At 72.6% G+C, this 23117-nt stretch carries 18 protein-coding genes and 1 tRNA gene; 3 read left to right on the top strand and 16 right to left on the bottom strand.

Annotated features, from left to right (window positions below):
• Positions 1-9 precede the first annotated feature (9 nt).
• The 4 genes from QZL85_RS01310 to QZL85_RS01295 form a co-directional block, all read right to left on the bottom strand.
• Entirely contained in the window at positions 10-1044 is a 1035-nt protein-coding gene (locus tag QZL85_RS01310) for a ribose-phosphate diphosphokinase (protein ID WP_295572662.1), read from the bottom strand.
• Positions 1019-2491 (bottom strand): bifunctional UDP-N-acetylglucosamine diphosphorylase/glucosamine-1-phosphate N-acetyltransferase GlmU, encoded by a 1473-nt coding sequence (gene glmU, locus QZL85_RS01305; protein WP_295572660.1) that lies wholly within the window; start codon positions 2489-2491, stop codon positions 1019-1021. The genes QZL85_RS01310 and glmU overlap by 26 nt, the downstream gene beginning before the upstream one ends.
• Before the next feature lies 1 nt (position 2492).
• A tRNA-Gln gene (locus QZL85_RS01300) sits at positions 2493-2564 on the bottom strand.
• A 92-nt stretch (positions 2565-2656) separates the two neighbouring features.
• The gene (locus QZL85_RS01295) at positions 2657-6262 is read right to left on the bottom strand and encodes a glycosyl hydrolase 53 family protein (protein ID WP_295572657.1); all 3606 of its coding nucleotides are present in this window, start codon (positions 6260-6262) and stop codon (positions 2657-2659) included.
• A gap of 114 nt (positions 6263-6376) precedes the next feature.
• Here QZL85_RS01295 and QZL85_RS01290 point away from each other — a divergent pair, with 114 nt between their 5' ends.
• Positions 6377-6874, top strand: a complete 498-nt coding sequence (locus QZL85_RS01290; RefSeq protein ID WP_295572654.1) for a MarR family winged helix-turn-helix transcriptional regulator — start codon at positions 6377-6379, stop codon at positions 6872-6874.
• A gap of 23 nt (positions 6875-6897) precedes the next feature.
• On the top strand, positions 6898-8691 hold the full coding sequence (locus tag QZL85_RS01285; RefSeq protein ID WP_295572651.1) for an ABC-F family ATP-binding cassette domain-containing protein: 1794 nt from the start codon (positions 6898-6900) through the stop codon (positions 8689-8691).
• Between the two features lie 31 nt (positions 8692-8722).
• Here the strand turns inward: QZL85_RS01285 and QZL85_RS01280 are convergent, their stop codons facing one another.
• Genes QZL85_RS01280 through QZL85_RS01270 form a run of 3 tightly spaced genes read right to left on the bottom strand, consistent with a single transcriptional unit; the run spans position 8723 to position 12032 of the window.
• Positions 8723-10036, bottom strand: a complete 1314-nt coding sequence (locus QZL85_RS01280; protein WP_295572648.1) for a GNAT family N-acetyltransferase — start codon at positions 10034-10036, stop codon at positions 8723-8725.
• A complete protein-coding gene (locus QZL85_RS01275; RefSeq protein WP_295572645.1) occupies positions 10033-10965 on the bottom strand; it encodes a 4-(cytidine 5'-diphospho)-2-C-methyl-D-erythritol kinase in 933 nt (310 codons plus the stop codon). Before QZL85_RS01275 ends, QZL85_RS01280 begins: the two co-directional genes overlap by 4 nt.
• Positions 10962-12032 (bottom strand): aldo/keto reductase, encoded by a 1071-nt coding sequence (locus QZL85_RS01270; protein WP_295572643.1) that lies wholly within the window; start codon positions 12030-12032, stop codon positions 10962-10964. Before QZL85_RS01270 ends, QZL85_RS01275 begins: the two co-directional genes overlap by 4 nt.
• Before the next feature lie 97 nt (positions 12033-12129).
• On the opposite strand from QZL85_RS01270, the gene QZL85_RS01265 reads away from it, so the two are divergent.
• On the top strand, positions 12130-13716 hold the full coding sequence (locus QZL85_RS01265; RefSeq protein ID WP_295572641.1) for a stealth conserved region 3 domain-containing protein: 1587 nt from the start codon (positions 12130-12132) through the stop codon (positions 13714-13716).
• Here the strand turns inward: QZL85_RS01265 and QZL85_RS01260 are convergent.
• The 9 genes from QZL85_RS01260 to hemQ all read right to left on the bottom strand — a co-directional run bounded on the left by QZL85_RS01260 (position 13664) and on the right by hemQ (position 23107).
• The gene (locus QZL85_RS01260; RefSeq protein WP_295572640.1) at positions 13664-14593 is read right to left on the bottom strand and encodes a phosphodiesterase; all 930 of its coding nucleotides are present in this window, start codon (positions 14591-14593) and stop codon (positions 13664-13666) included. The genes QZL85_RS01265 and QZL85_RS01260 overlap by 53 nt on opposite strands.
• Positions 14594-14648: 55 nt before the next feature.
• Positions 14649-15524, bottom strand: a complete 876-nt coding sequence (rsmA, locus tag QZL85_RS01255; RefSeq protein ID WP_295572638.1) for a 16S rRNA (adenine(1518)-N(6)/adenine(1519)-N(6))-dimethyltransferase RsmA — start codon at positions 15522-15524, stop codon at positions 14649-14651.
• 129 nt (positions 15525-15653) lie between these two features.
• The gene (locus tag QZL85_RS01250; RefSeq protein ID WP_295572636.1) at positions 15654-17066 is read right to left on the bottom strand and encodes an HNH endonuclease signature motif containing protein; all 1413 of its coding nucleotides are present in this window, start codon (positions 17064-17066) and stop codon (positions 15654-15656) included.
• A 145-nt stretch (positions 17067-17211) separates the two neighbouring features.
• Positions 17212-18516 carry a glutamate-1-semialdehyde 2,1-aminomutase gene (gene hemL, locus QZL85_RS01245; protein ID WP_295572633.1) on the bottom strand — a complete coding sequence of 435 codons (1305 nt, stop codon included), beginning with the start codon at positions 18514-18516 and terminating at the stop codon, positions 17212-17214.
• On the bottom strand, positions 18513-19508 hold the full coding sequence (gene hemB / locus QZL85_RS01240; RefSeq protein ID WP_295572630.1) for a porphobilinogen synthase: 996 nt from the start codon (positions 19506-19508) through the stop codon (positions 18513-18515). Before hemB ends, hemL begins: the two co-directional genes overlap by 4 nt.
• Positions 19505-20281 carry a uroporphyrinogen-III synthase gene (locus QZL85_RS01235; RefSeq protein WP_295572628.1) on the bottom strand — a complete coding sequence of 259 codons (777 nt, stop codon included), beginning with the start codon at positions 20279-20281 and terminating at the stop codon, positions 19505-19507. The genes hemB and QZL85_RS01235 overlap by 4 nt, the downstream gene beginning before the upstream one ends.
• Positions 20278-21222, bottom strand: coding sequence for a hydroxymethylbilane synthase (gene hemC / locus QZL85_RS01230; RefSeq protein WP_295572625.1), 945 nt, complete (start codon positions 21220-21222; stop codon positions 20278-20280). The genes QZL85_RS01235 and hemC overlap by 4 nt, the downstream gene beginning before the upstream one ends.
• Positions 21219-22436: a ferrochelatase gene (locus QZL85_RS01225; RefSeq protein WP_295572622.1), complete on the bottom strand. Its 1218-nt coding sequence runs from the start codon at positions 22434-22436 to the stop codon at positions 21219-21221. Before QZL85_RS01225 ends, hemC begins: the two co-directional genes overlap by 4 nt.
• The gene (hemQ, locus tag QZL85_RS01220) at positions 22433-23107 is read right to left on the bottom strand and encodes a hydrogen peroxide-dependent heme synthase (RefSeq protein ID WP_295572620.1); all 675 of its coding nucleotides are present in this window, start codon (positions 23105-23107) and stop codon (positions 22433-22435) included. Before hemQ ends, QZL85_RS01225 begins: the two co-directional genes overlap by 4 nt.
• Between the last annotated feature and the right edge of the window lie 10 nt (positions 23108-23117).

Raw genomic sequence — 23117 nt, 5'->3', positions numbered from 1 at the left:
TAGGACCGGCTACGCGGCGCCGTCGAACATGCTGGTGACCGAGCCGTCCTCGAAGACCTCCTTGATCGCGCGTGCCAGCAGCGGCGCGATGGGAAGGATCGTGAGGCCAGGGAAGACCTTCTCGGCCGGGATCGGCACGGTGTCGGTGACGACGACTTCGTCGATCGCCTCGTCCTGCAGGCGCGCCACGGCCGGGTCGCTGAAGATCGCGTGGGTCGCCGCGACGATGACGCGGTCGGCGCCGTTGGCCTTGAGCGCCTGCGCCGCCTTCACGATGGTCCCGCCGGTGTCGATCATGTCGTCCACGAGCAGGCACACGCGGCCGCGCACGTCGCCGACGATCTCGTTGACGGTGACCTGATTGGCGACGTTCGGGTCGCGCCGCTTGTGGATGATCGCGAGCGGCGCGTCGAGGCTGTCCGACCAGGTGTCGGCCACGCGGACGCGGCCGGTGTCGGGCGAGACCACGGTGAGCTTGGCGCGGTCGGCCGCGGACAGGTTCTTCTGGAAGTACTCCAGGAGCACCGGCTTGGCGAAGAGGTGGTCGACGGGGCCGTCGAAGAAGCCCTGGATCTGGGCGGCGTGCAGGTCGACGCTCATGACGCGGTCGGCGCCGGCGGTGCGCAGCAGATCGGCGACGAGGCGGGCGCTGATCGGCTCGCGGCCGCGGCCCTTCTTGTCCTGGCGCGAGTACGGGTAGTACGGGGCGACGACGGTGATGCGCTTGGCGGACGCGCGCTTGGCGGCGTCGAGCATGATGAGCGTCTCCATGAGCCACTCGTTGACCGGGGGGCCGAACGACTGGATGAGGAAGAAGTCGCAGCCGCGGATGGAGACCTCGAACCGGGTCAGGATCTCCCCGGAGGCGAAGGTGCGGTGCTCCGTGGGGACCAGTTCCGTGCCCAGTGCGTCCGCGACGGCCAGCGAGAGCGCTTCGTGCGAGCGGCCCGTCGCGACGACGAGGCGCTTCTTGGTCTTGGCGACGAGGCCGGGGGCGATACCGCGCTCCACGTCGAGATCAACCTTGTTCTTCTTGCGCGACATCGTCCGCTTCCTGTGCTGACCGAGCCCGGGCCGCCGCGTCCGCAGCGCCGGTCCCTTGTCGGTGGTTCTCGACCCACCCCTCGACATTGCGCTGAGGGGCGACGCTCAAAGCGAGCGCACCGGGCGGGACGTCCTTGCGGATGACCGCGCCGGCGCCTGTCTTCGCGCCATCTCCGATCCTAACGGGCGCCACGAACACGTTGTGCGAGCCGGAATGCACCTCGTCGCCGATCTCGGTGCGGTGCTTGGCGACATCGTCGTAGTTCGCGGTGATGGCACCGGCGCCGAGGTTCACCCCGCGGCCGATGGTCGTGTCGCCGATGTAGCTGAGGTGCGGGACCTTGCTGCCCTCGCCGATGATCGCGTTCTTCGTCTCCACGAACGTGCCGATCTTGCCGCCCTCGGCCAGCTGCGTCCCGGGACGCAGGTGCGCGAAGGGTCCGACCGTGGCCCGCGGTCCGATCACCGCGAGCGTCGCATCGGTGCGCCGCACGGTCGCCCCCTCGCCGACCTCGCAGTCCACGAGGCTCGTGTCGGGTCCGATGACGGCGCCGGCGGCGACGACGGTGGCCCGGAGGATGTGGGTGTTGGGGAGCACGGTCACGTCGGGGGCGAGCGTCGCGGTCACATCGATCCACGTCGTCGCGGGGTCCTGGATCGTGACGCCCTCGAGCTGCCACCGGCGGACGGTGCGGGCGTTGAGGATGCGGCCGGCTTCGGCCAGCTGCGCGCGGTCGTTGACACCGAGGGTCAGCGAGACGTCGGGGGCGACGGATGCCGCGACGGCGAGCGCGTCGCGGCGGAGAAGGCCGATGACGTCGGTGAGGTACTTCTCGCCCTGCGCGTTGTCGGTCGTGAGGCGGGCCAGCTGGGTGCGCAGCGCCGCCGCCTGGAAGACGTAGACGCCGGCGTTGATCTCCCGGGTCGCGGCCTCGGCGTCGGAGGCGTCCTTCTGCTCGACGATGCGGTCCACGCCGCCGTCGGCATCGCGGATGACGCGGCCGTACCCGGTGGGGTCCTCCAGCACGGCGCTCATGAGCGTCGCCGCCGCGGCGAGTCCGCGGTGACCGCGCAGGAAGGCGCCGAGCGTATCGGCATCCAGGAGCGGCACGTCGCCACTGAGGACCAGGACGTCGCCGGCGAAGTCGGGGAGGCGGTCCAGCGCCACCTCGACGGCGCGGCCCGTGCCGGGGATCTCGTCCTGGTCGACGACCACGACCTCCGGCGAGACGCCGAGGACGGCGTCGGCCACCTGGTCGCGCTCGTGGCGCACGACGACGATGACGTGGGCGGGGCCGAGGTCGCGCGCCGTGTCGAGCACGTGCCCGATGAGCGGGCGCCCGCCGATCCGATGCAGCACCTTCGGCAGGGCGGACTTCATCCGTGTGCCCTGGCCTGCGGCCAGGATCACGACAGCGAGCGAGTCGTCGAGTTTGTTGTCGGTCATGCTCCGCCGCCAGGACTCGAACCTGAACCTCACAGCTCCAAAGGCTGTCGTGCTGCCATTACACCACGGCGGACCACGGCACCGGATCGCGCCGGGACCGCCTGTCAAGTCTGCCATGCAGGGGGCGCGGTGCCGGATGCCGCGGACGGCATCCGGCACCTGCGCCTACCTGGTGACCTTGACGGTCAGCGGTGCGCTGGAGGTGGTCCCCGCGGCGTTGCGGAACTCGACGCGGTACACGTGGCTGCCCTTCGTCGCGCCGGTGACGGCGAGCGTCGCCTTCTGCGCGCCGGGGGTCCGGGCCGTGAGGGCCCCCTCGGACACGAGCGCGCCGTCGGCGTAGAACCGGTAGGAGGTCGCATTGGTCCCCCACCACATGTTCGCCGTCACGGTGTAGGTGCCGTCCCCGTCATGGTTGTCGTGGCTGAGCACGGGGGTGCCGGGGTTCGCCGCCGTGACGGTCACCGTCAGCGGCGCCAGCGTCGTCTCGCCCTTCGTGTTGGCGAGGACGGCGGTGTACCGGTAGGTGCCGTTGCCGCGACCGGAGATCGGGATCGACGCGGTCTGCGCCTTCAGCCCGCCGTAGGTCAGCGGCACGGCCGCGACGAACACGCCGTTCTCGTAGAGGCGCACCGAGGAGGCGTTCTGCCCCCACCACAGGTTCATGGTGATGCGGTAGTCCCCGTCCAGGAGCCCGGTGTCCCAGCCGTTGTCGTGCGAGAGGACGCCCTTGGCGGGCACCGCGGTCGCCGTGTCGGCGTCCTTCCGCACGAGACCCGCCCGCACCTCGGCGAGGAGCGCCGTGGCGGCTGCGACGAGCGGGGCGCTCGGCCAGTCGGCCGCCACGACGATGCGCGCCTTCTCGAGCGCTGCCGGGACGGGCTCGTACGACCAGTCCGTGTAGTCGCCGGCGCGCAGCGCCGCGAGGGCGTCCACAGCCGTGGCGAGGTCGGCGGTCGCGACGCGGTCGCCGGCACGGGTGAGGCGCACCTGATCGACCGTGCCCCACGCGCCGGCGGACAGCGTGCCGCGGACGGCGACGGTGAGGATGCCGTCGGATCCGACCGTGACGGCGGGCGTCGTGCCCGTCCGCCAGGCCTGCCAGCCGTCGAGCGCGAGCGGCGCCGTGACCGCACCGGCGGCGGTGGTCGCCGCGACCGTGAGCCGGTCGGCGGCGGACTCGCCGTCGCCCTGCGCGGTCGCGGAGAGCGTGTACGTGCCGGGCGTGACGCCGGTGATCCGCTGCGTGACAGCGAACGTGTACGCGGCGTCGCTCCAGAAGCTGACGGCGCGCGACCCCGCCGCGGCGTCGGCGCTGGCCCCGATCGATGCCCCCGTGCCGGTGATCTCCCACATCGACGTGTCGGAGGCCTCGAAGCCGGGGTTTCGGACCCACTGGCGCGGCGTGACGGTCACGGTGGCGCGGGCGGCGAGGCCGTCCTCGGTCGTGCCGCTGAGGACGTAGTCGCCGGCCCCGGGGATCCAGTCCACGGCACCGGACCACTCGACGCCCTGCTCCTCGACGGCGCCGTTCCAGCGGCGCACGTCGACGGTGGCGGGGAGGTCGATCGGGTCGCCTTCCACCGCGGTCACGGCGACGGGCAGCACCACGGGTGCGGGCTCCTCGCCGAGCAGTTCCAGCGCATCGAGGGCCGACTCGAGGCGCGTGAGCGCCGCGGCCACCTTGTCGGCGGCCGGCGCCGCCGAGGCCAGCACGACGTCGGCGATCTCGAGGGCGTCGTCGAGCCCCGCGAGCGAGGCCGGCGTGATGATGCTGCGATCCAGGGCTTCGGCCCGGTCGACCGCGGCCTGCAGCGCCGAGGTGTCCGCCGGCGCGGCGGCAGCGCGCGCCAGCACGACGTCGTCGAGCGTGCCCCAGGCACCGGCGGGGAGGCTGGCGGTGACGGTCACCGTGACGGTGCCGCCGGCGGGGACGGTCACGGCTCCGGTGGTCCCGGTGAACCAGTTGCGCCAGCCGTTGAGTTCGAGCGGCGCGGTGGCGGTCGCACCGCCGGTCACGGCCGCGCTCAGCCGCAGCGTGCTCGCGGCGTTCTCGCCGTCACCCTGTGCGGACACGGACGCCGTGTACGACCCCGCCGTCAGAGCGGTCACCCGCTGCGAGAGGGTGTAGGTGTACGCCGCACCGGAGTAGAAGTGCGCCGACCGGGTGCCGGAGCGCGGGTCGTCGGTCGCCCGCAGCGTGAGCCCCGAACCCGTGCGGGTCCACATCGACACGTCCGCGTCCTCGAAACCGGGGTTGCGGACGTGGTTGACCGCACGGACCGTCACGGTCGCCGCCGTGGCGTGTCCGGATGCGGTCTCACCGGAGATCTCGTACACGCCGGGCCCGGAGATGTACTCGGCGGCTTCCGACCAGGTCACGGCCTCCTGCTCGGTCGAGCCGTCGTTGTAGGTGATCCGGACGGTCGCCGGCAGGACGACGGGGGCACCGTCGGTGAGGCCGACCGCGGGGTTCTCGACGGCCGTCACCTCACGGGGCGCGACGGCGCCGGTACGGGCGTAGGCGAACACGTTGAGCGATTCGAGCGGGGTGCCGTCGTAGGCGAAGAGGGCCTGGTTCTCCCAGGCGGAGCCGCCGTACCACTCACCCGCGTCGTCGGGGTCGTACTCGTCGGCGTAGCTGGAGGCCCAGCCGGAGCCGAACTCCTCCCAGAGGAGCTTGTTCTGCTCGAGCTGGGAGGGCGGACCGACCGGAAGCCACGCGGGCTCCCAGTAGAAGACGCCGATGCCGGCGTCGCCGACGTCGGCGACGGCCTGGATGACGTCGCGGACGGCCGTGGCCTGGCCCTGGACGCTCACGGGGTACTGGGTGGCCTCACTGGGCAGGTCGATCGTGTTGCCGTGGCCGTCGCCCTCCTCGAAGGTCCGCGCCCACGAGGTCTCGGCGACCATGACCTTCTTGCCGTAGGTGGATGCCACCTGCGACAGCACGCTCGTGAGGTTCGCGCGCGTGCCGTGCCAGTACGGGTAGTACGACGACGCGAAGACGTCGTAGTCGACGCCGTACGTCTGCAGGCCGGCCGCGTAGCCCGCGTAGCGTCCGGTCGTCTCGGGGTTCGTGAAGTGCACCGCGACGAGGGCATCGGGGAAGACGTCGCGGACGGCGGCGGAGCCGGCGGAGAAGATCTGCGCCATGTTGGCGAAGCCCGTGACCCCGGCCACGCCGTTGTTGGTCTCGTTGCCGACCTGCACCATCCGGACATCGACCTCGGCAGCGGCGAACTGCTCGAGCGCGTCGGTCGTGAACGCGCCGACGGCGGCGGCCTTGGCCGGGACGGAGAGGTCGGCCCACGCCTTCGGCGCCTTCTGCTTGCCGGGATCGGCCCAGAAGTCGGAGTAGTGGAAGTCGACGAGGACGCGCAGGCCCGCGGCGGTGGCGCGCTGCCCGATCTCCACGGCACGTTCCACGTCGACGTCACCGCCGCCGTAGCCGTTGCCGTCCGCGTCGAACGGATCGTTCCAGACGCGGACGCGGACGTCGGTGATGCCGTGGTCGGCGAGCACGTCGAACAGGTCGGCCGGCTCCCCCGCGTCATCCCGGAAGACGACACCCGACTCCTCCAGCGACAGCACCGAGGACACGTCGACGCCGTTGATGAAGTCGGCGGGAAGGTTCTCGACCTTCTGCACGACGATGCCGGCTTCGACCGGTCCGTCTTCTGCCGCCACGGCCGGTGCCGCGAGGGCTCCGAGTCCGAGGGCCAGGGCGGCCGTGGCCGCCGTCATCCGCCATGTCCGTGGTGCGCGCATGCGTGTGGATCCCCTTCGATCTCGCGGGGCGACGACACCGTCCAGCCCGCCTGTTACCGGTCACAGTAACAGGCGGCGGCGCCGAGGTCCATGCCCGTTCGCGATAATGACCGAGTGACCAGCGAGCATGACGAAGTCGACCGGATCGTCGACGCGTGGGGACGGCAGCGCCCCGATCTCGACTTCTCCCCGCTCGAGGTCCTCTCCCGCGTGGACCGGCTCTCCCGGCATCTCGACCGCGCGCGCCGGGAGGCGTTCCGTCGCAGCGAGCTGGAGCCGTGGGAGTGGGACGTGCTCTCGGCGCTCCGTCGCGCCGGCGAGCCGTACCAGCTGAGCCCCAAGCAGCTCCTGCAGCAGACGCTCGTCTCCAGCGGCACGATGACGAACCGGATCGACCGGCTCGTGGGCCGGCGGCTCGTGCGCCGGGAGGCCGACCCGGGCGACGGGCGCAGCATCCTCGTGACGCTCACGGAAGAAGGCCGCACACGCGTGGATGCCGCGATCACGCGCCTCGTCGACGCCGAGGCCCTGCTGCTCGGTGTGCTGTCCCGCTCCGACAGCGACCGCCTCGCGGGGCTGCTGCGCAAGCTGAGTCTCAGCTTCGACACCTGAGCGCCCTCTACGCTGGGAGGGACATGGCGCATCTTCTGGGGGCCGAGGCCCTGCACCTCGAGTATCCGACCCGCGTCGTCTTCGACTCCGTCTCGCTGGGCGTGGACGAGGGCGACCGCATCGGGGTCGTCGGCCGCAACGGCGACGGCAAGTCCAGCCTCCTGAAGATGCTGGCGGGCCTGCAGTCGCCGGACAGCGGCCGCGTCACGGTGCGCGGCGGGGTCACCGTCGGGGTCCTCGACCAGGCCGAGACGCTCTCCGACGACGACACCGTCGGCAACGCGATCGTCGGCGACACCCCCGAGCACGAGTGGGCCGGCGACGCGCGGGTGCGCGAGGTCATCACGGGGCTCGTCGGCGACCTGCCGTGGGACGCCGTCCTCTCCTCGCTCTCCGGCGGTCAGCGGCGCCGCGTGGCGCTGGCGCGCCTCCTGACCGGCGACTGGGATGTGCTGTTCCTCGACGAGCCGACGAACCACCTCGACGTCGAGGGCATCGCGTGGCTCGCCGAGCATCTGAAGCGACGGTGGAGCGCGACAGCGGGCGGGCTCCTCGTCGTCACCCACGACCGGTGGTTCCTCGACGAGGTGTGCACCGCGACGTGGGAGGTGCACGACCGGCTCGTCGAGCCGTTCGAGGGCGGGTACGCCGCGTACATCCTGCAGCGCGTCGAGCGCGACCGGCAGGCGGCGACCATCGAAGCGCGCCGGCAGAACATCGCCCGCAAGGAGCTCGCGTGGCTGCGGCGCGGCGCGCCGGCCCGCACGTCGAAGCCGAAGTTCCGCATCGACGCGGCCAACGCGCTCATCGCGGATGTGCCGGAGATCCGCGATCGGGTGTCGCTGCAGTCGCTCGCCGTCTCGCGCCTCGGCAAGGACGTCGTCGATCTGCTCGACGTCGGCGTCTCCTACGGGGAGCGGATGGTGCTGCGGGATGTGGAGTGGCGGATCGCGCCCGGCGAGCGCACCGGCATCCTGGGCGTCAACGGCGCCGGGAAGTCGACGCTCCTAGGACTCATCTCCGGCGCTGTCGAGGCGACGGCCGGCCGCGTGAAGCGCGGCAAGACCGTCAAGGTCGCGACGCTCACGCAGCGGATGGACGAGCTCGACGAGCACATGGCCGACCCCGTCCGGATCGTCATCTCGCGGCTGCGCACGAGCTACACCATCGGCACCGGCTCCAAGGCGCAGGACCTCACCCCCGGCCAGCTGCTGGAGCGGATGGGGTTCTCGTCGGAGCAGCTGTCGACGCCCGTGAAGGATCTGTCCGGTGGTCAGAAGCGGCGCCTCCAACTGCTGCTGATCCTCCTCGACCAGCCGAACGTCCTCATCCTCGACGAGCCGACCAACGACCTCGACACCGACATGCTCGGCGCGATCGAGGATCTCCTGGACTCCTGGGCCGGGACGCTCCTCGTCGTCTCGCACGACCGGTACTTCCTCGAGCGCGTCACCGACCAGCAGTTCGCGATCCTCGAGGGGCGCCTTCGTCACCTCCCCGGCGGAGTCGACGAGTACCTCCGGCTGCGCCGCGCGCAGGACAGCGTCGCGCCGGCCGCCTCGGGCGCCTCGACGTCCTCCGCGCCGGGCCTGTCCGGCGCGGACCGGCGGGCGGCGGAGAAGGAGCAGTCCGCGCTCGAGCGCCGGATCGCCCGGCTGCAGGGCGAGATCGGGACGCTGGACGTCGAGATCGCCTCGAGTCAGGATGCGCCGTACGAGCGCCTCACCGCCCTGTACGGGCGACGGGACGACCTCACCGAGGAGATCGGCCGCCTCGAGGACGAGTGGCTGAAGCTCGGCGACCGCCTGGAGGCCTGAGCCTCCGTACCGGCGATTCGGAACCGGCGATTCAGTACCAGAGGTTGAGACGCGGTGTGACGTGCCACGACAGCAGGCGCGCCGCACCGGCATCCGCCCCCCGCACGCGCCCCGCGCGGGCGAGGGTCAGCAGGGACACGCCGCCGAGGCACGCGGCGGACAGCTCCGCGATGCCGAGCGAGACGCGTGCGACGCCGTCCGGCGCGTCGTCCACCCGCGTGACCGTGCCGCGGCCCTCGCCGTCCGCCGCGAGGAGGAACCGGCCGGCGGCGAGGCCGAGAGGGTCGTCGACGTCCAGCACGACGGACCCGACGGTGTCGTAGCGGCGCGCGCCCAGGACGGCGGGGACGTCGAGGATCCGGACGTACTGGTGATCGCGGACCGTGACGGTCGCGGCACGGCGGTCGTCGATCATCCACAGCACCGGCTCATCCGTCCCGGCGAGATCGACGTGCACCTCGCCGATGAGGTCGAGCTCGAGGACGAACCGCCACAGCGCCGCGTACGCGTCGGCGCCGTCGGCAAGGAGACGGGTGACCTCCGCGGTGCCCTTCGTGAAGTCGTCGTCGTTGGAGCGGATGCGGTACGACACGACGCCTCGGCTCTCGCCGTCGCCGTCCGTATAGCGCACGCAGCGCACGTCGCCGCCGTGGCTCGAGTCGGGGGCCGTGCCGGTGAAGCGGTCCTCGTGGCCCGGTGGCAGTGTGATCTCTCCGGGAGCCTGCAGGCGCGTGCGCTCGTGGAGCTGGGTGAAGAGCTCCTTCGCGTCGGCGCGGGAGACGAAGTCGACCCGCCCCTCCGGGCGCGGCCCGATCCAGTTCGCCCGCTTGGCGTCCACTACCAGCGATGCGCTCTCCGCCGCGACGCCGAAGCCGTACCGCCCGTACAGGGGAGACTCCGAGACGGTGAGCATCGCGGCGGGGACGCCCTGTGCGGCGGCCGTGCGGAGCTCGCCCTCCAGGAGCGCCCGGGCGATGCCGCGACGGCGGTGCGTCGGCGAGACCGTCACGGCGCTGATCGCCCACGACGGCACCGCGGTCTCCCCGGGGAGCGCGAGGTCGCCGATCCAGGACGCGAGCGTCGCGACCGGCCCCGCGAGCGCGCCGTCCGGAGCGGCGTCGTCGAACACGCCGGTGAGACGCTTGTCGACGTTGCGGGTCCGGCCCGCCGCGAGCTGCGCCTCCGTGCGCTCGCCGTCCTGGAATCCGCGCGCGACGGACTGGAGCCAGCCGTCGACCTCGTCTCCGGCGACGGTGCGATACGAGAGGCCGCGGCTGTGCAGCGCGTCGCGGGCCGCGGCGTCGACGGGAGCGTCCCGCCAGGTCGGGAGAGGGACTTCGTTCATGTGAAGGAGACCACCTTCGCTCCGGGGACGGGACCGTGGACATGGAGGACGTCGTGGCCGACCGCGATGAGGTCGGCACGCAGGTCGCGGGCTGCGGCATCCGAGCCCGCGAGGAAGGCGACCGTCGGGCCCGACCCGGAGACGATCCCGGCGAGCCCGCCGTAGGCGATGCCGGTCTCGATCAGCGCGCTGAGCCCGGGGCGCAGGTGGCATGCGGCGACCTGGAGGTCGTTGCGGACGGCCGCGGCCAGGGCGATCGGGTCGCCCGCGCGGAGCGCCTGCAGGACGGCGGGGTCGACGGCGGGTGTGCCGCGGCGCGGCGTGATGTCCGGCTGGGCGCGCAGGCGATCGAGTTCGCCGTAGACGGTCGGCGTGGACAGCCCTTCCGCGTTCGTCACGAGGACCCAGTCGAACCGTCCCCGCGCGAGCGCCGGGGCGAGCTCGTCGCCGCGGCCCGTGCCGACGGCGGTGCCGCCCAGCAGCGAGAACGGCACGTCGGCGCCGAGACGCGCGGCGAGCTCGTGCAGGCGTGCGGAGGACAGCCCGCCGTCCCACAGGGCGTCGCACGCGACGAGCGCCGCGGCCGCGTCGGCGGACCCGCCGCCCATGCCGCCGGCGACCGGCACGCCCTTGCGGAGTTCGAGGTGCACTCCGCCGGGCTGCTCCAGCTCACGGGCGATCAGCCGCGCGGCGCGGACCGCGAGGTTCCGGTCGTCCAGCGGCACGTCGCCCACGTCGACGGCGCCCGTGACCGTGACGCGGAAATCGTCGGCCGGCGTGGCGATGACGTCCTCGTAGGCCGAGACCGCCTGATACACCGACGCGACGTCGTGGTAGCCGTCGTCCTGCACGTCGCCGACTTCGAAGAAGACGTTGAGCTTGCCGGGCGCGCGGACGTGCACGCGGTCGCGGATGCCGAGGAGGCTCACGCGGTCGCCGAGTCCGCCCAGAGGTCGACCTCGATGCTGTCGGAGAGCGCGTCGATGCGCTCGAGCTCCTCCGTGTCGAACGCCGGGCCGTTCAGGGCCGCGAGGTTCTCGTCCAGCTGCGCCGGACGCGACGCGCCGATGAGGGCCGAGGTGACCACCGGGTCGCGGAGCACCCACTGGATGGCCATCTGCGCGAGGCTCTGCCCGCGCTCCTTCGCGATGACGTCGAGGCTGCGCAGCGCCGACAGACCGTGCTCGCTGAGCCGGCCGCCGGGGAGGGAGGACCGCTGCTGGGCGCGGTCGGCGGTCCCGTCGCCGAGGTACTTGTCCGTGAGGAGCCCCTGGGCGAGCGGGGTGAACGCGATCGCGCCCATCCCCTCCTGGCGGAGCACGCCGGTCAGGCCGTCTTCGACCCAGCGGTTGAGGATCGAGTACGCCGGCTGGTGGATGACGAGTGGCGTGCCGAGGGAGCGAGCGGCCGCTTTCGCCGCGGCCGTGCGCTCGGCGCTGTAGGACGAGATGCCGACGTAGAGCGCCTTGCCCTGGCGGACGAGGGTGTCGAGCGCCCCGATGGTCTCCTCGATCGGGGTGACGTCGTCGACGCGGTGCGAGTAGAAGATGTCGACGTAGTCCAGGCTCATCCGCTGCAGCGACTGGTCGGCGCTCGCGAGCAGGTACTTGCGCGAGCCCTGCGTCCCGTAGGGGCCCGGCCACATGTCCCAGCCGGCCTTGGACGAGATGATCAGCTCGTCGCGGTACGGGGCGAAGTCCTCCCGCATCATGCGGCCGAAGTTCGTCTCCGCAGACCCGTACGGCGGGCCGTAGTTGTTGGCCAGGTCGAAGTGGGTCACTCCGCGATCGAAGGCGTGCCGCAGCAGCGAACGCTGAGCGTCGAAGGGGATGTTGTCGCCGAAGTTCCACCACAGGCCCAGCGAGATGGGCGGCAGGTACAGGCCGCTGTCGCCCACCTGGCGGAACGAGGCTCCCAGGTAGCGGTCATCGGCGGCGGTGTAAGGTCTGTGCAGGTCTCCTCCCCGCGAAGGCGGGAAGCGGTCGTCATCGGTCACCGTCCCAGCGTATCCGCCGTCTCCCGCGCGTGTCCCGGAAACGTCACCGTAACCCGCGGTTCCTAGTGTGAACCCGAAACATCGAACGGAGGCATCCATGGCGCGTCTTTCCGCCCTTCCCACCCAGCCCGACCGCTGGGCCGCCCTGCTGGAGCGCGACGACATCGTGCTGGACCGCGGCATGCTGCACCTCTCGCACGAGGACGTCACTCCGGATCAGGCGCGCACCGCCGATCTGCTGCTGATCGCCGATGCCTTCGACGACGCCGGCGTCGCCCACCTCCTCATCCGGCACTCCTCCGACGTGCCCGCCCTCGTCGTCGACCTCGCCGACCGCGACCGTGCGCTGACCGCACTCGCGGCGCGCGGCGCCGGCGAGCCCCTGTACGTCAAGCCGGCGACCGGCTCGGCGGTGCCCGCGGTGGAGTTCGCGAGCACCGCGACCGGTCCGTCGGCGATCCGCGTGTTCCGTCCGCGCGTCGCGCGCACCGGCGGTCTCCGCTACGGCGCGGCGTATGCGGCGCGCGTGGAATTCTGGCGCTTCGGCGAGGAGCTCATCGAGGCCCCGCACGCCAATGCCCTCACCCGTCGGGCGTTCCCGGCCGAGGACCTGTCCGGCGCGACGGTGGAGCGCTACGGCCGCACGTGGCGCACGGTCAGCGGGATGTTCGACGCGCACCCCGGCGAGTTCACGGGCGAGATCGACATGGTCTTCTCGTGGGTCGATGGATCGTCGACCGACTTCCAGCGCCAGCGCGCGGCCCAGCTGTCCGAGTACGTCGTCGGCGAGGGCGATGCCGGCCCCGCGCGCTACCGTCACGTCGACGAGCTGCGCTATGCCCTCCGCAGCGTCTACATGTACGCCCCGTGGGTGCGGCGCATCTTCATCGCGACCGACTCCCCCGCGCCTGCCTGGCTGTTGGACCACCCGCGCGTCACGATCGTGCGCAGCGAGGAGTTCTTCGCCGATCCGTCGGTGCTGCCGACGCACAACTCGCACGCGGTCGAGGCGCAGCTGCACCGCATCGAGGGGCTCTCCGAGCACTTCCTGTACTCGAACGACGACATGTTCTTCGGGCGTCCCGTCTCCCCGGAGCTCTTCTTCTCCCCCGCCGGCATCTCGTCGTTCGTCGAGTGCGACGTGCGCATCGGCACGGGTCCGACGCGCGTCGCGCGCAGCGGGCACGACAACGCGCTGCGGGTGAACCGTGCGCTCCTGCAGGAGCGGTTCGGCCGGACGATCGTCCGCGACCTCGAGCACTGCGCGGCGCCGCTGCGGCGGAGCGTCATGTTCGAGCTCGAGCGGGAGTTCCCGGACGAGGTCGCCCGCACCGCCGCGGCCCGCTTCCGGTCGGCGACCGACGTGTCGGTGACCAACTGCCTGTACCACTACTACGCGCAGGCCACCGGGCGCGCGCTCGCCTCGACGGCGCCGCGTGTGCGGTACTACCAGACGACGGCGGCCGCGTCGCTCGGCCGGATGGAGCGCCTCGCGACCCGCAAGGACGTCGACATGTTCTGCCTCAACGACGGCGGCGAGACCGAGGTGCCCGAGAAGGTGCGTGTGCGGGCCGTCACGTCGCTGCTGGAGCGCCTCTTCCCGGCGCGACCCCCGTGGGAGGCTGCGGAGATCAGCGCAGGACGGTCAGCGGCTCGGTCGGCGGAGCAACCCGCGACGCGGTGAGCGACGTCTCGATGCCGGCGGCCTGAAGGCGCCGGAGCGCCTCGCCGGCGTCGATGTGCTCGAGGGGCCGCGGCGCGTCGATCGGCACGACCGAGTGCACGATCGTGTCGTCGTAGACGTGGACGAGGTTGAACGCCTGCGAACCGTCCTGCGGCCGCGACCCGCCGACGGGGACAGTGAGGTCCTGCGCGTAGCAGGTGGACGAGGCGACCGAGACGGGGATGCCGGCGAAGGTCGCGAACGTCGAGTAGTGCAGGTGGCCGGCGATGATGGCGCGCACGTCGGTGCCGCGGACGACCTCGGCGAGGCTCGCCTGCGCGCGGAGCTCGACGCTCGCCGCGAGGGGCAGCACGCTGGGGATCGGCGGGTGGTGCATCGCGAGGATGGTGCCGAGGGGCGCCGGGGTCGCGAGCACGTCGCGGAGCCAGGCCCGCTGTGCGGGCGTGACCTCGCCGTGATGGTGGCCCGGGACGCTCGTGTCGAGCGTGACGACGCGGAGGCCGTCCAGCTCGTCGACCCGGTCGACGGGACGGAGCGGGTCGCCGCGTCCGTCTTCGTCGAGCAGGCGCGCGCGGAACGCGGCCCGGTCGTCGTGGTTGCCCATGACCCAGAGCAGGCGCGCGCCGAGGCGTTCGGCGAACGGCTCGACGAGTGCGCGCAGCACGCGGTATGCGGCCGGCTCGCCGAGGTCGGCGAGGTCGCCGGTGAACACGACCGCGTCGGGGCGGAGACCCGACGCTTCGATGCCGTCGAGGGCTCTGGTCAGGCTGGCCGCCCCATCGACACTGTCGAACAGGTGGGGGATGCCCGCCCGCAGATGGGTGTCGCTGATATGCAGCAGGATGCGTTCGGCAGCCGGGTGCTCGGCGCGGCGCATGGGTTCCCTTCCCGTCGGGACGGATCGGGCGGGCCGATCCGCGGTCGCGCCAATGTTACCGGGATGTTTCCTGAACACGTGGTGAACGCCACGCGGCGCGTGCAATACGCGTGAAGTCGTCGATGCCGAGCTCCTCGCCCCGCGCCGTCGGCGCGACGCCCGCGGCCTCCAGCACGGTGACGGCCTCGGCGGCGCTGCCGCCGAGGACGGCGGCCAGTGCCTGCCGCAGCATCTTGCGGCGCTGCTGGAAGGCGGCATCCACGATGCGGAAGGTCGCGAGCCGCTCCTCCTCGGTCCCGCGGGACGTCGTGTCGCGCTCGAAGCCGACGAGGACGCTGTCGACGTTCGGGACCGGCCAGAACACCTGCCGCGACACGGTGCCCGCGAGGCGCCAGCGGCCGTACCAGGCGGCCTTCGCGCTCGGTGCGCCGTAGACCTTGGATCCGGGCGGGGCGGCGAGTCGCTCGCCGACCTCGGCCTGGACCATGACGACGCCGCGCTGGAGGTGCGGGAAGGTCTCCATGAAGTGCAGCAGAACGGGGACGCTGACGTTGTAGGGCAGGTTGGCCACGAGGACGTTCGGGTCGCCGGGCAGTTCGGTGACGCGGAGCGCGTCGGCGTCGACGACCGTCAGCGCGCCGTCGGGGACGCCGTGCGCGGCGGCGGTGTCGGGCAGACGCGCGGCGAGGCGGTGGTCGATCTCGACGGCCGTCACGGTGGCGCCGGTCTCCAGGATGGCGAGGGTGAGCGAGCCGAGGCCGGGGCCGACCTCGACGACGCGGTCGGCGTCGGTGACGCGAGCCGTGTGCACGATCTTGCGGACGGTGTTGGCGTCCACGACGAAGTTCTGGCCGAGCTTCTTCGTGGGGGTCACGTCGAGGTCGGCGGCGAGCGAGCGGATCTCGGTGGCGCCGAGGAGCGTGACGGGCATGCCTCAACAGTACCGAGGGCGGTGTCCGGAGATGGCGGGCGCGGCGGGTCGGGCGGGCACTGCCGGCGCGGCGGGCGGGCGCGGCGGGTCGTGCGGGCGCGGCCGGCGTGGCCGGCGCGCGCTTCCTGATCAGGCCGCGACGTAGTCGAATCTGCGCCGGGCGCCGAGGCGGGGCGTCTGGGCGGCGTCGATCCACGGAGGCGGGATGAACCACACCCGCGCCGCGATGCCGGCACCGTCGATGCGGATGGTCCAGCCGCTGTCATGGATCCGGTGATGGCACGACGTGCACAGCAGGATCCCGTTGGACAGATCGGTCGGACCCCGGTCGCGTTTCCACCAGTCGAGGTGATGCACCTTGCAGTGCGACGGTGGGGCGCCGCAGCCGGCGCAGCCGCCGTCCCGCTCGCCGAGTGCGAGCCGCTGAGCGGGCGTGAACAGCCGCTTCTGCCGACCCCAGTCGAGGATCTCGCTGTCACCGCCGAGGACGCAGGGGATGATCCCGGTGTCGGCGGCCATCCGACGGGCGGTGCCGACCGAGACCGGGGTGGTCATCCCGTCGATGAGCGCGTATCCGGTGCCGCTCTCTAGGTCGTCGAGGCTGAGGCGGACCACGACGGTCGCGCCCTGCACCGGCACATCCCGATCCGCGCAGCCGAGCAGATGCTCGCAGATGAGCGCGAGGGCTTCGGCGTGCAGCTGCGGGATCGTCGGACGAGGCGCGTCGACCACATCGTCGACGAAGAGCGCATCCGCGGGGGCGTCTTCCGACTGTCCGGACTCCCCCATGCCCGATCTCGCAGCCGCGGCATCCCGCTGCGCGGCGAGCCGGGCGGTGACGTATCCCTCGAGGGCGGCTTTGATCGGGGCGCCGCGCTCGGGACCGAACACCGCGGTGAGGTGCAGCATCCCGTCGGAGTCCTCGCGCATCCGCAGTGACTCCTTCGCCCGCAGTTCGTCTTCCCGGAGCGCGACGCCGTCGGGGTCGAGGTATGCCTCGGCACGGGCGAGCACTTTCGAGAGCGCATCCAGCGTGAGTCCGGGCGCCTGACCGATGAGTGTCTGCTCCGCGGCGTCCGTCGCGGTCCGACCGGCCGTCGTGACGACCCGGTCGAGCATCCGGATGATCGCCGACGCTGCCGGCATCCCGATGACGCCTGCCTCCACCGCTTCACCGACGTGCGGATGCCTCGCGGGCGCGTGCTCGCCCGTCAGGAGCACGCGGGGCGCGGTCGCCTCGCCGACCTCCACGAGCCGTGCCGCCTCGCCGTTCGCGATGCCCAGCTCGCTCGCCAGCAGCACGTTGGCATTGCGGAAGCCCTGCTTCCTCGCGAGCGAGTCCGCGCCCAGTTCGGGACGGGACTGCCGGGCGATCTCCGCCGCCACCCGCACGGTGGCCGCGTCGGCGAGCCGCCGCACTTTGCCCAGCGCGTCGTTGAGCGCGACGAGCCGGCCCGCCTCCGTGCCCTCGACATGCTCCCCCGGCCACAGCCCGCACACCGCGGCCACTGCGGCGGTGAGGTCGTCGAGGGTGGTGGACATGACGAAATTCTAGCGGTTTTCTTCGAACATAGCTACGAAGCAAGAATGAGACTATTCTCACTCTGATCCGGTTTTTACCTGTGTATAACTGCTCCATACGAAGCGTCGATGTCGGCGCCACGTGCTACCAACATTCGTATGTTCATCACCCTGCAGCAGCAGCCGCCGCCGTCGGCAGTGCCCCGACGATCCGCCCGAGGGCCGCCTCGTCGTGCGCGGCGGTGAGGAACCACGCCTCGAACGAGGACGGCGGCAACGACACCCCCGCATCCAGCATCGCGTGGAAGAACCGCCCGTAGGCCGCCGCATCCTGCTTCACTGCGGTGGCATAGTCCGGGACGCCGCCCACGACCGCTTCCCCGAAGAACACGCTGAAGAGCGTCCCGGCCCACTGCACGACGTGCGGCACGCCGGCAGCGGTCAGCGCCTCCGAGGTAGCCTCGGCGACCACGTGCGCGGCCGCGTCGATCCGGCGGTAGACGTCCGCATCGGCGAGGCGCAGGGTCGCGAGTCCCGCCGCGACGGCGACGGGGTTTCCGGACAGCGTCCCCGCCTGGTAGACGGGGCCGGTGGGGGCGAGGAGGTCCATGATGTCGGCGCGACCGCCGACCGCGGCGACGGGAAGTCCCCCGCCGATGACCTTGCCGAAGGTGACGAGGTCGGGCGTGACATCCTCGCCCGCCGCGGACAGGACGCCCGCGTAGCCGGATGCCGAGGCCCGGAAGCCCGTGAGCACCTCGTCGCTGATGAGGAGCGCGCCGTCGCGGTGCGCGATCTCGGCGAGGAACGCCGTGAAGCCCGGCGCCGGCGGCACGACGCCCATGTTGGCGCCGGCGGCCTCCGTGATGATCGCGGCGATCCGGCCGGGGTGCGCCGCGAAGACCGCTTCGACGGCGGCGCGGTCGTTGTAGCCGATCACGAGGGTCTGGGCGGCGATGGCCTCGGGGACGCCCGCCGATCCGGGCAGCGCAAGGGTCGCCAGGCCCGAACCCGCCTGAGCCAGCAGGCCGTCGGAGTGCCCGTGGTAGTGGCCGGCGAACTTCACGAGCAGGTCGCGGCCGGTCGCGCCGCGGGCGAGGCGGATGGCGGTCATCGTGGCCTCGGTGCCGGTGGAGACGAGGCGGAGCTTCTGCACGCCGGGCACGCGGTCGCGGATCAGCTCGGCGAGCTCGGTCTCGGCGGGCGTCGGCGCGCCGAAGGACAGTCCCCGGCGGGCCGCTTCGATGACGGCGTCGACGACGACGGGATGCGCGTGCCCGACGAGGGCCGGACCCCAGCTGGCGACGAGGTCGACGTACTCGCGCCCCTCGACGTCGGTGACGTACGGGCCGGAGGCCGACACGAGGAACCGGGGCGTGCCGCCGACGGAGCCGTACGCGCGGACCGGCGAGTCGACGCCGCCGGGGATGACCGCCTGCGCGCGGGCGAAGGAATCGTCGTTGCCGGTCATGCGAGGTCCTTCCCGTCCTGCAGCCACCCGGCCGCCTCGATGGCCCAGTAGGTGAGGATGGCGTCGGCGCCGGCCCGGCGGATGCCGAGCAGGGACTCGCCGATGGCACGGTCGCGGTCGATGAGCCCCGCGGCGGCGGCGGTCTCGATGAGCGCGTACTCCCCCGAGACCTGGTACGCCCACACCGGGACGCTCGAGACGTCCGCGACGCGGGCGAGGATGTCGAGGTAGGGGCCCGCGGGCTTGACCATGACGATGTCGGCGCCCTCGTCGATGTCGGCGAGCGCCTCCTCGATACCCTCGCGGGCGTTCGCAGGCGACATCTGGTACGTGCGGCGATCGCCCTGCAGGGTCGATTCGACGGCATCCCGGAACGGCCCGTAGAACGCCGAGGCGTATTTCGCGGAGTAGGCGAGGATCACGACGTGCGCGAAGCCCGCCTCGTCGAGCGCGGCGCGCACGGCGGCGACCTGGCCGTCCATCATTCCGGACAGGCCGAGGATGTCGGCGCCGGCTCGGGCCTGAGCCACCGCCATGCGGCCGTACACCTCGATGGTCGCGTCGTTGTCGACGGACCCGTCGCCCGCGAGCACGCCGCAGTGGCCGTGGTCGGTGAATTCGTCCAGGCACAGATCGGCCTGCACCGTGAGGCGACCGGCCGCGGCTCCCTGCGCGACCGCGATGGCGCGGTTCAGGATGCCGTCCGGGTCGACGGCGCCGGAGCCGACGGCGTCGCGGGACGCGGGCACGCCGAACAGCATGATGCCGCCGATCCCGGCGGCGGCGGCCTGCTCGACGACGGCGGGGAGGGCGTCGAGCGGATGCTGGCTGACGCCGGGCATGCTCGCGATGGGCTGCGTCGCGGTGAGCCCCTCCTTGACGAAGACGGGCAGCACGAGCTGCGACGGCACGAGCGCATGCTCGGCGGCGAGACGGCGCAGCGCCGGGGTCGCGCGGAGCCGGCGGAGCCGGCGGGTGGGGAAGGCGGTCACGGGGTCTCCTGACGCGTGGGGGTGCGGATGTCGGCGTCGTCGAGCTCGGCGATCAGCGCGTCGACGCTCTGGGTGAGGGCGGTGTAGCCGACCGTGAAGCCGAGGGCGATGGCATCGCGTGTCGTGCCGGGACCGATCGTCGCGACGACGGTCGTGGGGGGCAGCGTACCCACCTGGCGACGCAGCTCGCGGCCGACGCTGAGCGAGGTGAGCAGGACGACGTCGATCCGGCCGGCACGGAGGTCGTCGGCGACGGCGGGCGCGAGGTCGATGCCGACCGTGCGGTAGCCGATGCAGACGTCGACGGCGTATCCCTGCAGTTCGAGCTCGTCGCTGATCACGGCCTGCGCGAGGTCCGAGCGCAGGACCAGGCAGCGGCCCGTGCCGGCCGGAGTTCGTCCGGCGACCCACTGCGTGATCATGGTGGCGGCCGAGGACGTCCCGACGGGGACGAACTCGACGTCGAAGCCCGCGTCGGCGACGGCGCGCGCCGTCGCGCGCCCGACGGCGGCGATGCGGGTCGCGGCGGGGATGCGGACCCCGTGGGTCACGAGCTGCTCGACGCTCGCGGCGCTCGTGACGAAGAGCCAGGCGTACTCCCCCGCGGCGAGCGCCGCGAACGCGCGGTCGCGCGCGTCGGCGTCGCGGGGCGGGGCCGACGCGATGAGCGGCGCGATGACGCCCTCGGCACCGCGGCGGACGAGGTCGGCGCGCACGCGCTCCCCCCAGGCGCCGCCGCGCGGCACGAGGACGCGGGCTCCGGCGAGGCTCATCGAGCCGTCCCGGGCAGGTCGGCGAAGTCGGCGGCACCGCCGGCGAGGAGCTCGGCGACGACGTCGCCGGCCACCGCGGCGCGGCCCTCGTGCGTCGCGGCGTCATCGCGTGCGATGCGCCGCTCGGCGCGCACGGACCGCGTGCCGTCGGGTGCGTGCACGTCGGCGACGAGGGTCACGTCGTCCTCCACGCGGACCGCGTCGATCGCGACCGGCGCGGCGCAGCCGGCCTCGAGGCGGCGGAGGACGGCGCGCTCGAGCAGAGCGCACAGCTCCGCATCGGCGTCGTTGACGGCGCGGACGGCGCGGCCGATCTCGCCGTCCGCGTCCCGGTCGCGCACCTCGACGGCGAGCGCCCCCTGCGCGGCGGACGTGGGCCAGTCCAGGAGCTCGGTGATCGCGGCGTCGCGTCCGATGCGGCGAAGACCCGCCTCGGCGAGGACGACGGCATCCAGCTCGCCGTCCGTGACCTTCCGCAGCCGGCTGTCGACATTCCCGCGGATGTCGCGGACGTCCAGGTCGGGGTGGCGCGCGAGCAGCTGCGCGACGCGGCGCGGCGAACCCGTGCCGACGCGCGCGGCGACCGGCAGCGTCTCCAGGGTCAGCCCGTCGCGCGCGCACAGCGCGTCGCGCTGCGGAGCGCGGGCGGGGACCGCTCCGACCACGATGCCGGGGAACGGCGCCGTCGGCAGATCCTTCATGGAGTGCACGAGCAGGTCGCACTCGCCGCGCAGCAGGGCGTCGCGGAGCGCCGTCGCGAACACGCCGGTCCCGCCCATCTGCGCGAGCGACCCGGTCAGCACATCGCCCTCACTCGTGATGCGGACCAGTTCGACGGTCATGCCGGTCGCGGCGGTGATGGCATCGGCGACGAGCTGGGACTGGGTCGTCGCGAGCAGGCTCGCGCGTGTGCCGAGTCGCAGGACCGTCGCCGCTGTCACGGCGCCACCCCGGCGAGGGCCGGCTGGAAGCCCAGCCGCTTGTTCTCGCAGCATCCCGGACGGCACACGTCGTACCAGGGACCGAGATCCGTCGCGTGCGGCCGCTCGGCGGCGGGCGTCGCGTGCAGGCGCTCCTCGATGAGATCGACGAGGCCGCCCACGTAGGCCGGATGCGTGCTGGGCGTCGCCGTCCGCAGCGCGACGAGCCCGAGTTCCCCCGCGGTCTCGAGCGCCTCGGTGTCGAGGTCCCAGAGCACCTCCATATGATCGCTCACGAACCCGAGCGGCACGATGAGCACGGCGCGGCGCCCGCGGCCGGGCAGCTCCTGCATCGCGTCGTTGATGTCGGGCTCGAGCCACGGCACGGAGGGCGGGCCGGAGCGGCTTTGGTAGACGATCTGCCAGGCGCTCCCGATGCCGAGCTGCGCCATGATCTCCGTGGCGACCGCGGTGTGCTGGGCGACGTAGGCGCCGCCGGGGCCGAAGCCGCGCTCGGGCGGGCCGGAGCGGTCGGCGTCGGCGGTGGGGATCGAGTGCGTCGAGAAGAGGATCTCCAGGTCGCGGTCAAGATCCGTGATCCCGCGCTCCGCGAGCTCGGCGAGCGCCGAGCGGATGCCGTCGACGAAGGGGGCGACGAAGCCCGGGTGGTCGAAGAACTGGCGCACCTTGTCGATCTGCACCTGTCCGGACAGCCCCGTCGCCGCGACGGCGTCGGCCAGGTCTTCGCGGTACTGCCGGCACGAGGAATACGAGCTGTAGGCGCTCGTCGCGATCGCGAGAAGCGTCGTGTGACCCTCGCCATGGGCCGCCGTCAGAGCGTCGGTGACGTACGGCATCCAGTTGCGGTTGCCCCAGTACACCGGCAGGTCGAGACCCCGCGCGGACAGCTCGGCATCCAGCGCGGCCTTCAGCTCGCGGTTGTGCTCGTTGATCGGCGAGACGCCGCCGAAGTGCCGGTAGTGGTGGGCGACCTCCTCGAGACGCTCGTCCGGGATGCCGCGACCCGCCGTGACGTTGCGGAGGAACGGGATGACGTCGTCCTGACCCTCGGGCCCGCCGAAGCCGAGCAGCAGGACGCCGTCGTAGGCTACCGGCCGCGTCGCGTAGGCATCCCCGCCGCACGTCGCCGCGGTCGCACCGGGCACGACGCAGCCGGGCGCGCACTCGGCGTGCGCCGCGCGCGGAGGCTTGGGCCGGAACGCCTCGGCGGTCATGACAGCACCTCGGCGAGCTCGGCGACCTCGATGCGGCGGCCGGTGTAGAACGGCACCTCTTCGCGCACGTGCCGGCGCGCGTCGGTGGCGCGGAGGTCGCGCATCATGTCGACGAGGCTGATGAGCTCGTCGCTCTCCAGCGGCAGCAGCCACTCGAAGTCGCTCAGCCCGAAGGTCGACACGGTGTTGGCGACGACGTCTGTGAAGCGCGCGCCCTTCCGGCCGTGCTCGGCGAGCATGCGCGAGCGCTCCTCCTCGGGGAGCAGATACCACTCGTAGCTGCGGACGAACGGGTACAGGCACAGCCACCCGCGGGGGTGCTCGCCGCGGAGGTAGCCGGGCACGTGGCGCTTGTTGAACTCCGCCTCGCGGTGCACCCCCATCGCGCTCCAGATGTTCTCGAACGCGGCGAGGACGGATGTCCGGCGGAGGGCGCGGAGGGCGCGCTGCAGCGCGACGGGGTCCTCCCCGTGCAGCCACACCATGAGGTCGGCGTCGGCGCGCATGCCGGTGACGTCGTAGAGGCCGCGGAGGGTCACGCCGTCGGCGGGGAGCGCGCCGGCCACGGCGGCGAGCCCGTCGAGGTCGGCGGGCGTCGGCGCAGCGCCGCGCGGGCGGGGGCCGGCGAGGATCGCGAAGAGGGTGTAGCCGAGCGCGGTGTCGTCGGACATGGAGTGCTCC

It is taken from the genome of uncultured Microbacterium sp. (assembly GCF_900078385.1).
Taxonomy (GTDB): domain Bacteria; phylum Actinomycetota; class Actinomycetes; order Actinomycetales; family Microbacteriaceae; genus Microbacterium.
This window is presented reverse-complemented; position numbering and strand designations above follow the sequence as displayed.